At 58.1% G+C, this 12,422-nt stretch carries 7 protein-coding genes and 1 pseudogene; 2 read left to right on the top strand and 6 right to left on the bottom strand.

Annotated elements, in window-relative coordinates; genetic code table 11:
- Positions 1-393: 393 nt before the first annotated feature.
- The 3 genes from VL129_RS07560 to VL129_RS07570 all read right to left on the bottom strand — a co-directional run bounded on the left by VL129_RS07560 (position 394) and on the right by VL129_RS07570 (position 5,763).
- Complete coding sequence (locus tag VL129_RS07560; RefSeq protein ID WP_325411680.1) at positions 394-3,315, bottom strand: UvrD-helicase domain-containing protein; 2,922 nt, start codon at positions 3,313-3,315, stop codon at positions 394-396.
- A 123-nt stretch (positions 3,316-3,438) separates the two neighbouring features.
- On the bottom strand, positions 3,439-4,350 hold the full coding sequence (locus VL129_RS07565; RefSeq protein ID WP_325411682.1) for a toll/interleukin-1 receptor domain-containing protein: 912 nt from the start codon (positions 4,348-4,350) through the stop codon (positions 3,439-3,441).
- Positions 4,351-4,470: 120 nt separating this feature from the next.
- Positions 4,471-5,763, bottom strand: a complete 1,293-nt coding sequence (locus tag VL129_RS07570; protein ID WP_325411684.1) for a hypothetical protein — start codon at positions 5,761-5,763, stop codon at positions 4,471-4,473.
- A gap of 430 nt (positions 5,764-6,193) precedes the next feature.
- Between VL129_RS07570 and VL129_RS07575 the strand changes: the two genes are divergently transcribed.
- Complete coding sequence (locus tag VL129_RS07575) at positions 6,194-7,303, top strand: CapA family protein (protein WP_325411686.1); 1,110 nt, start codon at positions 6,194-6,196, stop codon at positions 7,301-7,303.
- Positions 7,304-7,346: 43 nt separating this feature from the next.
- Here the strand turns inward: VL129_RS07575 and VL129_RS07580 are convergent, their stop codons facing one another.
- Positions 7,347-7,835, bottom strand: coding sequence for a hypothetical protein (locus VL129_RS07580; RefSeq protein WP_325411688.1), 489 nt, complete (start codon positions 7,833-7,835; stop codon positions 7,347-7,349).
- 517 nt (positions 7,836-8,352) lie between these two features.
- On the opposite strand from VL129_RS07580, the pseudogene VL129_RS07585 reads away from it, so the two are divergent.
- Positions 8,353-8,718 (top strand): annotated as a pseudogene (locus VL129_RS07585) (integrase core domain-containing protein); the annotation flags it as partial.
- On the opposite strand, the gene VL129_RS07590 reads toward VL129_RS07585, so the two are convergent.
- A complete protein-coding gene (locus tag VL129_RS07590; protein WP_325411689.1) occupies positions 8,715-9,185 on the bottom strand; it encodes a phosphate-starvation-inducible PsiE family protein in 471 nt (156 codons plus the stop codon). The pseudogene VL129_RS07585 and the gene VL129_RS07590 overlap by 4 nt on opposite strands.
- A gap of 290 nt (positions 9,186-9,475) precedes the next feature.
- The gene (gene clpK, locus VL129_RS07595; RefSeq protein WP_325411691.1) at positions 9,476-12,319 is read right to left on the bottom strand and encodes a heat shock survival AAA family ATPase ClpK; all 2,844 of its coding nucleotides are present in this window, start codon (positions 12,317-12,319) and stop codon (positions 9,476-9,478) included.
- Positions 12,320-12,422 lie beyond the last annotated feature (103 nt).

Below are 12,422 nucleotides of genomic sequence, written 5' to 3' on the forward strand. Positions count from 1 at the left end.
ATAGCCGCTACGGGGTACGCGTAGCGGCTAGAAACCCTACATAAGACGTCGATCTGAGCGTTTTTTGATCGATGTACCATTTCAAAAAACAGCGAGGTCTGTAGTCGGCCAGAAATACGGGGCTACTTCAGGCCATCCTTAGGGACTCTGATAAAGACTTCCCGATTTGGCAAACTCCGTCGACTTCACCCGCCGAGATGAACTTCGCCGACCGCCGAGAGCGCTTGATGCTCTTCAGGCGAAGGATCCACAACGCCAGAAGCGATCCTTTCAAAATCGGCCAGCGGAATTAAAGACTCTCCTTTGGCACATAACGCTTGGCTTTGCGGCGTACCGGAGCGTCAGCGTAGGTGCGTCCAACAACAGCCACTTGTTAAATCACTTTTCATAAGACTACCAAGGGCTCTCCGAGATCAGAAAATCCTGATCAAATACTATTGCGTTTTCCGTATGTTTACAGCACTCCCCCTCGTGCCGATAGTTTTTGCAACCCCAGAATTCACCATGACGACCTTTTCGCTGGACCATTTCCGCGCCGCATTGCGGGCAAACCGGGGTCCAGCTTAAGCAATCAGGGTTGATACAGATTTTGAAGCGTCCGGCGCGGCGCATTTGTGATTCACAACGCTCGCAACCTCGTTCCTTGTGAGAGCAGAGCGGGAATTTATTACAGCCAAAGAAGCGCCCGAAGTGGCTCTGTCTCGGAACCATGGTGCCGGTCTTGCACTTCATGCATTTGAGCATGTGCAGCAATCGCTGGCTGAGTGAGGTCGAAAATTCGTTCAGATCGATCTCATATTCACCCTTCAGAAGTTCCACAACAAAATCCGAAGCAACTGCCATATCAGCAATCAGGTACACTCGACATCTGGCCCGCGTCAGAGCTACATACAGCAGGCGCCTCTCCTCAGCGTGCGGGTAGCCCTCCTGCGGCGGGAGCAATGCTTCAAGAAGGGGATGCGTGGTTTTCCCGGTGGGGAAACCGAACTTTCCAGTCTCGAGGCCAAGAACGACGACGTAATCTGCCTCCTTACCCTTGGAGGCATGAACCGTGTGACACTCCAGCACTATAGAGGGATAGCGTGCTGCGAGCTGCTGCAACTCCCTCCTATCTGGAAGATTAAATCCGTAACGCCCCAGCAGATAGACGCTACTGCCTGACTCGGCTATTTCAGCTATGCGAGAGATTACCTTCTCCAGACGGCTCGGCTCGTCAGGGTTGTGCCGGGGCCGGTTATCCTCCCGTAGAAGCGACACCGTAGGATGCTTCACTTTTTCCAAGGTATTGAGCTGCTTCTTTACCTGAACCGGGTTTTCCAACACAAAGCGTGTCGCCACATCGCTGATGCCACTGTTGAAGCGGAAAGTGAGATCGAGGGCGGTTACTTTCGTGGCACCGAAATTTTCCTGAAATGCTGTTGTGAAGCTCAGATCACTGCCGGTAAAGCGATAGATAGCCTGCCAGTCGTCCCCGACACAGAACAGCGAACACCCCTTTGCAGCATCTCGTAGGTAGCGGATCAACCGCGCACGAGCTTCGGATATGTCCTGAAACTCATCCACCAGAATATAACGCCAGGGACTGCGGAAACGTCCCTCCCGAACATACTGAATGGCCTTGCCGATCATGTCGTCGAAGTCGATCTGCCCTTCACGATCCAGCAGTGCCTGATAGTCGTTCAGGATGGGTTTCAGAAGACTCAGCGCCGCATCCACCTGCTCCGGGTTGCTGGCGTTGGCGATGGCAGCCTCTACCTGCCCTTGCTCGTAGCAGTTGGCGCGATATCGTTTCAGCAGATCCGCCAGCAGAGTGGCAAAACCACTTATGGCGCCAAACTCAAGCAAGGTAGCCAATACTGCTTCCGGCGGGAGTGGCTGATAATCCACATTCAACGCGGCCAGCTGCGCATCAATAGCGTCAAACAGCCCGCCTTCCTGCAATTCATAGTGGTACAGCTCTATTAGGCGAGTACCTTTTTCCGCGTGGACCTGGCGCTTCCAGGCTATACCCTGATGGTACTTTTCACGGTCCACATAGGGCGCGGTATTACCCTCCCGGTCAATACCGTAATACTCGACGTATATCTTATGCTCGGGCAGGTAGAAATCCGGCTGATACTGCCGGTAAAGCGGGCTGGCCGTCCTGTGCTCATAGGCGGGTTCATACTGGTATTCAATGCCCTGCTTGAACAGGTAGTTGGCGACCAGACACTCGCCCAGGCTTTTAACTGCCTCGCCTTTCAGTGTGCGAATATCATTGGCAAGGATATAGTCGAAATACTCCCCCTCCGACTCAAAATCAAAGGGATTTGCCGCCGGGTAGAGATGGTGCTGAAAGTATTTGATTGTCAGTTGCTGATAAGCCGGCGTCTTCAGGTGCTCCTCAAACCACCGGTTCACCTGTAGGGCCAACGCCTTGTCATCTTCTGCCAGTGGCGTCAGGGAGGGCTGCTGCCCCTCCACTTTGGCAATGATCTCTTTACCCAGTTTATGGAAAGTGCTGGCGGTAATTCCGCACTTCCCCAGCCGGTGGTCGATGCGCTCCTGCATCTCTGCCGCAGCCTTGTTGGCAAATGCCAGCATTAGAATTTCACTGGCCTGAGCCTGACCGCTCTTAAGCAGATAACCGGCACGGCCAACCATGACACTGGTCTTGCCCGTACCCGCACCGGCCAGCACCAGATTGTTGTCCTCGTCCACCACGCAGGCTTCCCGCTGGCGTTCAGTAAGTGGCTGGCTCTCCACCGCAGCAAAGAAATCTGCGTAGCGTTGCAGTTGGCGAGCCACATAGCTCTGCCGCATCTTCTCCAGATCATCATCTTGCCACCCGGCGACGACGGCCACCCACTTGAACGGCACATCCCGTACATCCGCGCACCACTCAGGCTCTGGCACTCGCACGAAACGCGCTAAAGCCTCCTGCGCCATTACCCTAGCCACTTCCAACCGCGACTGTCGGGGATAGCCCTGGGTCAGCAGTGCCCGGATATCTTCTGCGGTCTTGACTACCTCCGGTGCCATCTGTCTGAGCCACTGCTCACGCAACCACCAGAATAGCGCCAGGGCATCTTTCTTCCGCAGACCGGGAAAGGTTTTCGGCCCGGTATTGGTTTGCAACACCAGCCTGGCGAAGAGCGCACCCTTCTGAAGGGTAGCCTCATTGGCCAGCGATTCCGCCTGGATCAGGTATGAATCGCCATTCTTCGTCACCACCTGTAAGCCTTCACCGGTCAATTGGAAGGTCGCAGACTCTGCGCCAAAGAAACGCATCAGCCAGTGAGGGACGATATGTTTAGAAGAATACTGTGAGCTCATGTCTCGTAAGGAATCATATTTTTTGTTTGAAGCCCGCTCTGGAAAAATAACAATTACTATTTAACGCCGCGCTCTACGGAAATCTAGGAGCGCCGCGAGTAAATTTTCCGTAGCAGCGCATAGCTATGCCTTTGCGCTCAATATTACCTCTGCGAGCGCTCCAGCGATTTCCTCAATGCTCTGCAAAGAAGTGTTTAACGCGACTTTGTCGGCGAGTGCTGGACTAAAACTAATAACTTCGTTCTTTGTTATTTTGTGCCATATCGGCAATATCATTTTATGTCCATTCATTTCCCTTGCGACCATTGAGTCAAGCTCATACTGCGTCCAATTTTTAGAGCAAAAAGCAGACGATAGAATTACTGTTCCATATCTCGAGTTCACCAACCCTTGATCGATGCTTTTTCGCAAACTATCGCCAACCTTTAAAGTGAATTCGTCATACCATACTTTAACCCCAATACCTTCTAGCGTTTCGGCGAGCGGGCGAACAAATTCCTCTTTATCTTCTGAGGCATGGGAAATAAATAAGTCATATTTCACATTATTTATATGCAAATTATTTTGAGTATTCAGAAAATCTTTCACAGAAGCAGCCATATTGGCAGTTTGATTGATCTCTGCTTGTAACCTTCGCTGGTATTCAAGCTGCTCTCTCTGATGCCTCTTTTCTAAATCTGCTAATTTTTTCCTTTCTCTCTCATCCGTAACGGCTTGCTTTTTGCGCTCCTTTTCCTCTTCCTTAAGCAGATCTTGCTTGGCCTTTAGCAACTGCCCTTCTTTGTCAGATAGCCTTTTATAAAGAGCCGCTTTATTTACTTGTATCTTAGCTATCTCAGCTTGCTTTCTTTGAACTTCAGCGCTTTTGCTTTTCAGAGTGCTTATGCTAGTGTTTTTGGTAATGCTCCTTTCAATTTGCCCAATCCGACCCCCGCAATCAGACTCCTTTTTTGTCTCCAAACTCATTCTATGGTGGAGATCTGATATTTCTTTTTGCAACCTAGTAATCGAACTTAAAATTGTTGAGATCGACATTCTTACCTCACTACCTATTTGAAAATTGCATAACGCCTGAGCTCAGGGGCGTTTGAGGCGACGACCGTTTTTGCGTAAGCAAAAATGGGCGGCGGGTCAAACGTCCCCTGCAGCGATTTGTTAGCTGCGACCATGATGACGCTCCTCTTTATCTTTGCTCAGCGCGAACACGAGAGCACGCCCCGCCTCTAAGGTTGACCGGATCAACACCTCCAATTGCTCAGACTGAGAAATAGTTGTTCCAACCCATGCGTCGGATGCGAGCGTAAGGAAGGCCGTGTTGTCGAAATAGCGCCGAACATTTGAATAAGCAATGCGCTTCCCTCCCTTTGGGCCATTCATGGATTCATGGTTCGAGATCGAATCCCAGTAATCTAGTGGCAGGTACATGCCCTTTATCAAGCCTACATCATCGGGTTTGAACACAATTCGCGGACAGAGCTTTAGGAAAAACGGGTTATCTGAGAACCGAAAGCTATCTGCATCCGTTCTTTGAGGGCACTTCCGAAGCTCGGCCAAGATACTTTTCATTCGGACGACTTCGGCATCCAGCTGCTGATTCGGAAAGCGATAGACAGCCTCCAGTGCTTCCTGCTCCATCGCCTTGTACTGGATCATTAGAAACGATTTGAAGGTTTCGTTGTAATAGATCAGATCAACACCAAGCTGCTCCTCAAGCGGCTGGCGGTTCGTGATCAAAACCGTGAGTTTCCTACGATCATTCTCAAAGACGACGGAGTTGAATGGAGTGGTACGGATAGCATCAAACCCGGGCACAACTTGCGAGTCAGATATAACCATGGGGTCTTCTCTCAGCCGAACCTGACTCAGCCCGTCTAAGAACGAACTTGGCTTTTCCGACTCATCAATATCCCAGTTCAGCAGCTCCTTGCGATCGATCCCCGCGATATTCATTGCCGTGGCAACAGCTTCCTTCTGTTCCGCCAAGCTTTCTCTGGCTTTTGCACCAAGCCCTCTAATTCTTCGGTTCCGCGCCTCACTGAACCCCGCGAGAGCACTCCCTGCCTGGGGCGCGTATTCTGAGAGCACGCCAAGGAACTCTTGAAAAGATTTCGGCGGCAATAAGCCACCACTGCGCAATCTTTCGGATATTTTTGCTTTGAACCGTTTAGAGCTGCGCTCAATGAGCGCATCAATGTGCACGTTCTCGGTGAGGGTGAATAAATCCTCAAGATTCAATCGCCGCAGATCGGTTCCTGCTCTCACGCCGCGCCTGCCTCGAGCTATCCAACGAAGAATCCCATTGTCTGAAAAAACAAAGCAGATAAGAGGAACGTTCCGGCTATGCTGAAATTCAGGCACCGGCTCGGCGAAACTCTCGTAGATCGAGCACTCAAGCAATTCCTCCCGCTCGGGAGAAAGACGGACGATGTAGCCGGAAACTGAGGTCATTGCACTAAGCCTGCTAACAGTGATTAGATGGAATCCACGCCAGCGCATAACTGTGGATTCGGCATAACTCCGCTCGCCCCTAACGCTTACCGAACGAACCCCCTTTCAAACCAAGCCCTTACCCCTCCCCCACAGACCCACTCCGTATTCGATTGCATTCCATATAACCCGCGCCACCTTCCGGGCACACCCACAGGCAACCGTCAGCCCCGGTCGAAGCACGGTTCCGGATAACTCGCAGCGGAATAGGTGAACCAAGAAGCGCAGCAAGACAGCAATCCTTTGCCAGCGGAGGGAATGGCCCGGAGGTTAGCGCGAGCGATACGGCCAAACAATCCTCGCAAGGTCGCAGGCTCGGTTCGGGCCGCTGCGTCTGTGCCAAGCGGCGCCGGCCGTGGTCTCACTTCAATAACCCACGCGGAGGCCCGCCATGACCCTGCGCCTGTTCCTGGCCGGCGATGTGATGCCGGCGCGCGGCATCGACCAGATCCTGCCGCATGCCGGCGACCCGCGCCTGTACGAACCCTGGATGAACGACGCCCGCGACTACGTGCGCCTGGCCGAGAGCAAGAACGGCCTGGTGCCGCGCCCGGTGGACTTCGCCTACGTGTGGGGCGTGGCGCTGGACATCCTGGCGCGGCAGCGCCCCGACCTGCGGCTGATCAATCTGGAATGCGCCGTCACCGCGCGCGGCCGGCCCGCCCCGAAGGGCATTCACTACCGCCTGCACCCGGGCAACCTGCCGCTGCTCGAGGCCGCCGCCATCGACGGCTGCGTGCTGGCCAACAACCACGTGCTGGACTGGGGCCCGGACGGCCTGCGCGACACCCTCACCCACCTGGAGCACCGCGCCCTGCGCCATGCCGGCGCCGGCCACGACCTGGCCGAAGCCGAGGCCCCGGCGATCTTTCCGCTGGAGAATGATCGGCGCCTGCTGCTGTTCGCCTGCGCCACCGACGACTGCGGTGTGCCGAGCGACTGGGCCGCCGGCGCCAGCCGCCCCGGCGTGGCGCGGCTGGCGGAGCTGGACACCATTCGCCTGGCGCACCTCGGCCGACTGATCAGCGCCGCGCGCCAGCCCGGCGACCGGGTGGTGCTGTCGATCCACTGGGGTGGCAACTGGGGCTACATCGTCCCCGAAGAACAACGCCGCTTCGCCCATCGCCTGATCGACGAGGCCGGCGTCGACCTGGTCTACGGCCACTCCTCCCACCACCCCAAGGGCTTCGAGATCCATCACGGGCGGCTGATTCTTTACGGCTGCGGCGACCTGATCAACGACTACGAAGGCATCGAAGGCCACGAGGGCTTTCGCAGCGAACTGACGCTGCTGTACTTCCCCGAACTCGACGATGAGGGCCGCCTGAGCCGCCTGCAACTGGCGCCCGTGCGCCTGCGCCACCTGCGGCTGGAAGCGCCGAGCGCGCACGACCGCCAATGGCTGCGGGAAACCCTGGAGCGGGAATGCGTCGAACTGGGCAATGCGGGGAAGCTGATCGAGGGCGATGCGGGGGTGTGGGAGTGGCGCGCAGAACCGTAGGCAACGGCGCAGCCTTGCCTACCGATGGCTGAAGCGAAACCGCCTATTGGCGGTGGCTGAGAATCTCGACGATCTGCTTCCTAACGGGGCTCGAATCGATCTCGTACAGCAGCTGCGCGAACTCGAGGCTGTTGCGGCCGTTCGCCCAAGGCCGAGCGCCGGTAATGATCAAGTCGGGCTCGCCCCCTGCCCGCAGCAGATAAGCCAGCAGGTCCGGCTCTGCGGTCAGCACGGCCACGTTGAGGGGCGACACTCCCTGGCTGTCGGCCTCATGAATGGAACACCCGTGCCCCAGAAACCGCTCGATCAGCCCCACGACCTCACGCTGGTCGATACCGACCAGATCGTAGGCCGACGCGGCGAGCGCAATGGCCGGCTCCTGCGCGCCCTGATGCTCGACCACACAGGCGCCATGATCCGCAGCGGTCCTGATCGGCGTGAGCACGTCCGCCCTCGCCACGGTAGTCACGGAAGTCAGCAGGAGGGCCAGGGCAAACAACGAAGCGTTGTCTGACGGGCGTTTCATCTTCATAAGGAGGGGCAGCCAGGGTGGGAAACGGGCCGCTATAGAACACAGCGAACAAAGCGAGTTCCAGCCTGCCGGCTGCAAGGAGACAAGCAGGTCACAGTCGGATTTGGCAAAACGGGATGAAGGCGAAAGAACGGGGGGCGCCCGGCCAATGCGGTGGCGCGCGCGCCGACGGTGAGCACGACTCCCTATCGCACCGGGCAGCCCCACTGCAGAACGGACTTCCCTGTAAACGTTGTATGCCGGTCGTTTCGTTCGCAGTATTAACAACGCCCGCTTTCGGCCAGGCGCAGCTGTCGCGCGCACCCGCCAGATAAATCGTCGTGGCGCATTTTTCCTTAAAAATCCTACTAAGAGAAAAAGGGGTATGAACGACTCAGCTGTTTTTGAATCGGCAATGGGGATCGACCTTAGCGGCACAAAATTACTGCTCCGGTATCGCGATCAATGGGTCCGCATGGAGACTGGAGCAGATTTTGGGGCGCCCCGTCTGACCGAGATCCTCTGTCAGTTCATCGACGCTCAGGTTCAGGCGTTGCACTACTACCGAAGCCTGGGTGTCCGAATCACTCGCATCATGACCGACAACGGCACCTGCTACCGCTCCAAGCGCTTCCGTCGTCTGGCTCGCCGGCTGGGCTTGCGCCACCTCTGGACCAAGCCCTACACACCACGCACCAACGGCAAAGCCGAACGCTTCATCCAGACCAGCTTGCGAGAGTGGGCGTATGCAAGCAGCTACAACAGCTCCGAGCAACACGCCGCTCACCTGCTGCCGTGGCTTAATCACTACAACTGGCACAGACCTCACGCCAGCCTTGGCTACAACCCACCCATCAGCCGCGCGCCACTTCCACTGAACAACGTACTGGGTTTACACACCTAGGCAATGCGGTCATCGCGCTCACGCAACAGCCAATAGGTCAGACCCAGGGCCAGGGTGGCGCCAGCCAGCGCCGCGACTTTGGCCGGACTGACATCGGGATCCAGGACCACGAACTTGCGGGACAGCGCGATCAACCCGATCAAGATGACCGTCTTGACCTGAATGATGCTGTCACGGCGCAAGGCCACGCGCACGATGGAGTGCTTGAATTCCATCCCGATCAGGAGCGTCATGATCATACCGAACACACTCTGGAAGATCTTGTGGTCGAGCGGATTGAATGCATCGATGATCAGCAGGCTGAAGACAATTTGAATCAGCTGCACCAACGACACCACGATAATCACCGCGATCACCGCTGAAAGGATGATGGCGACGGCCTGCTCGAAACGTTCGTAAACCGTCATCACCGCCCATTCACGACGGAGTCGTTCGAGTGCCGTCCCGGTCTGATTGCTGTTGTTCATGCGCCACTCCTTCAGAAACAGGCCATTCCTACGAGAAATCGCGGTCGCTGCGCCTCTTGCGCCAGCACAGTCCTTCGCCCGTGCCGAAGCGCGTGAACATGTCGCGGGCGATGTCGGTAGCCGCGCCAGGTTGTCACGACAGGATGTCGCGCAGCCGGGTGCTCCACCCCGCGCGCATAGGGAACGTCGTACTTGGATAGGCGGGACTCGACCCGAGAGGTGCCCGGCGCATCAAAGAGAAAGCACGGGCTGCCCGTCTCGAATGCTCAGGATTAGGGCAGCCCCGCGCTTCATGCTTTACCACTTTCGGACTTCTTCTTGCGCGTCCCCTTGCTCGACTCCTTGGACGAGCCCGGCGGTTGCGCAGATTCGGCGGGAGCTTCGGCGTTGGCCGGAGCGACTGGCTTGCGGTCGAAGGCGACCCGCTCCGCCTTGTCGTCCCAACGTGCACAGGCGTAATCACCCTTGCCGATGCCGCCGCCGAGCATCTCGCGCGCCAGTGCCGTTTCCAGCTCGCTGCGAATCAGTCGTTTGAGCTCGCGGGCACCGAATTCGGGTTTGTAACCTTCTTCCGCGAAGTGATCGACCAGCGTCCCATCGAACGTCAGCGTCACCCCCTGGCTCGCGGCATTACGGGCCACGCGATCGAGTTGCAGGCCGACGATGTGGCGGATCTCCTCCTTGCCCAGCGCATGGAAGACGATGAGCTCGTCGATGCGATTGAGGAACTCGGGGCGGAAGTGCCCGCGCAGCACGTCCATCACCTCTGCCTTGGTCTTCTCGTACTCCTCGCCGGCCGCTCCGCGTGCCTTCAGCCGGCGCTGAATGATGTCGGATCCCAGGTTGGAGGTGGCGATAATGATGGTGTTGGTGAAGTCCACCACGCGACCCTTGCCGTCGGTGAGCCGCCCGTCGTCGAACACCTGCAGCAGGATGTTGTAGACGTCGGGGTGGGCCTTCTCGATCTCGTCGAGCAGCAGCACGCTGTAGGGCTTGCGACGGACCTTCTCCGTGAGCTGGCCGCCTTCGTCATAGCCGACGTAGCCCGGCGGAGCGCCCACCAGCCGCGCCACGGTATGACGCTCGCCGTACTCCGACATGTCGATGCGCAACAGGGCGCCCTCGTTGCCGTAGATGGATTCGGCCAGCGCCTTGGCGAGTTCGGTCTTGCCGACGCCGGTGGGGCCCAGGAACAGGAACGTGGCCACGGGCTTGCTGCCTTCGCGCAGCCCCGCGCGCGACAGCCGCACCGCATCCGCCACCGCGCGTACCGCCTCATCCTGCCCCACCAGGCGCTCGTGCAGCCGCTGCTCCAGGTGCAGCAGCTTCTCGCGCTCCTCCACCGTCAGCTCATTGACCGGGATGCCGGTCAGGCGCGAGACGATCTGCGCCACGTGTTCCGCCTTGACTTCGGCGCTGCCCGAGCCGCGCTCGCGTTCCCAGTCCTCGACCTGCTCCTTGAGTTCGGCTTCCTTGGTTTCGATGCGCTTGCCGACCTCCGCCGCATTGTCGTATTGCTTGCGGGAAGCCAGGTAGTCCTGCTCCCGGCGCAACTGGTGCAGTTCGGCCTCCAACTCCTGCACCGCAACGGGGCGGGCCGTCGCCGACAGCTTCACGCGGGCGGCAGCCTGATCGAGCAGATCGATGGCCTTGTCCGGCAGGAAGCGCGCGGTGACGTAGCGATCGGACAGCTCGGCGGCCGCGATGATCGCGTCCTCGGTGATGCTGACCTTGTGGTGCGCTTCGAAGGTATCGCGCAGGCCGCGCAGGATCATGATGGTCTGCGCCACCGTTGGCTCGGGCACCATGACCGGCTGGAAGCGCCGTTCCAGCGCGGCGTCCTTCTCGATGTACTTCTGGTACTCGTTGAGCGTCGTCGCGCCGATCAGGTTCAGCTCACCGCGCGCCATCATCGGTTTGAAGACATTGGCCACGTCCAACCCGCCTTCGCCACCGCCCTGGCCGGCACCCACAATGGTGTGCACCTCGTCAATGAAGAGGATCATCTCGCCCTGGTGCTCGGAGATCTCCTTCAGCACCTTCTGCACGCGCTCCTCGAACTCGCCACGGTACTTCGCGCCGGCCACCATGGAATTGATGTTCAGCTCGACCAGGCGCTTGTCGCGCAGCGTCTCGGGCACCTCGCCGGCCACCATGCGCTGTGCCAACCCCTCGACGATGGCGGTCTTGCCCACGCCAGGCTCGCCGATCAATACGGGGTTGTTCTTCTTGCGCCGCGCCAGCACTTCGATGGTGGTTTCGATTTCCTGCGCGCGGCCGATGACCGGATCCAACTTGCCCGCATGCGCCATCTTGGTGAGATCGCGCGAATACTTGTCGAGCTCCGGCGTATTTGTCGGCGTCTCGGCGCGGCCATCCTCCGCACCTTTGCCGACCACCTTGTTTACTTGCTGACGCAGGGCCTGCGGCGTGAGGCCATAGCGGCGCAGCAAGTTGGCGGCCAGCCCTTCACCCTCTTCGGCCAGGCCGATCAGGAAGTGCTCGGGCCCGACGTAAGAGTGTCCTAATTCATTGGAGGCGACGAAGGCGCGACTGAGCGCATCCTTCACCCGTGGCGATACGCCGATCTCGCCTTCAAACGGCTTGTCGCCGCGCTTGGCTTCGGCTTCGATCTGGTGTTTGAGGTCATCGACCTTGATCTTGAACTGGCTCAGGATGGTCTTGACCACGTCGCTGTCGGCCAACGCCAGCAGCAGGTGTTCCGTATCGACTTCGGAGCGACCGAAGTCCGCGGCACGCTTGGCGGCTTCCTGCAACAGGGCCTCGGAGTGTTCGCTGATGCGGCTGGCCAGCCCGCTGCCTCGACGGCGCGGCGTGCCAGATGCTGTGGAGGCTGGTTCGCCAAACGACGCATCGACCACTTCATCGGCATCGGCTGCAGCCGGTGCAGACTCTTCTCCGATGCGGAAGAAATCGCTGCCCAGAAAATCTTCGAACAAGCCGCTGCGAGAGCCGAAAAGGGCTTCCAGCGGGGAAATGGCGCGTTTTTGCTGACGCACCAGTTGGCGGTAGTGATCGTCACACAACAGCATGGTGGTGCGGCGACCATTGAGATTGGCTTCCACCCGCGCCGTGGCGGGTTGGCCGCAGATTTGGCACTGTTTCCTGGCCATGCGGACGCTCCTCAGGTCATTCAGATGGCGAGGTGCAACACGCCGCGGCACCTCGTCTCCTGGTTGGATTTCGTGGCGACCGCAAGGGACTTTCCGAGTGATC

It is taken from the genome of Pseudomonas sp. (genome assembly GCF_035497915.1).
Classification (GTDB): domain Bacteria; phylum Pseudomonadota; class Gammaproteobacteria; order Pseudomonadales; family Pseudomonadaceae; genus Serpens.

Excerpts from the sequence above, each read along its gene's own strand:
- VL129_RS07560 (WP_325411680.1), bottom strand. The coding sequence starts at position 3,315 with ATGAGCTCACAGTATTCTTCTAAACATATCGTCCCTCACTGGCTGATG.
- VL129_RS07565 (WP_325411682.1), bottom strand. The coding sequence starts at position 4,350 with ATGTCGATCTCAACAATTTTAAGTTCGATTACTAGGTTGCAAAAAGAA.
- VL129_RS07570 (WP_325411684.1), bottom strand. The coding sequence starts at position 5,763 with ATGACCTCAGTTTCCGGCTACATCGTCCGTCTTTCTCCCGAGCGGGAG.
- VL129_RS07575 (WP_325411686.1), top strand. The coding sequence starts at position 6,194 with ATGACCCTGCGCCTGTTCCTGGCCGGCGATGTGATGCCGGCGCGCGGC.
- VL129_RS07580 (WP_325411688.1), bottom strand. The coding sequence starts at position 7,835 with ATGAAGATGAAACGCCCGTCAGACAACGCTTCGTTGTTTGCCCTGGCC.
- VL129_RS07590 (WP_325411689.1), bottom strand. The coding sequence starts at position 9,185 with ATGAACAACAGCAATCAGACCGGGACGGCACTCGAACGACTCCGTCGT.
- clpK (WP_325411691.1), bottom strand. The coding sequence starts at position 12,319 with ATGGCCAGGAAACAGTGCCAAATCTGCGGCCAACCCGCCACGGCGCGG.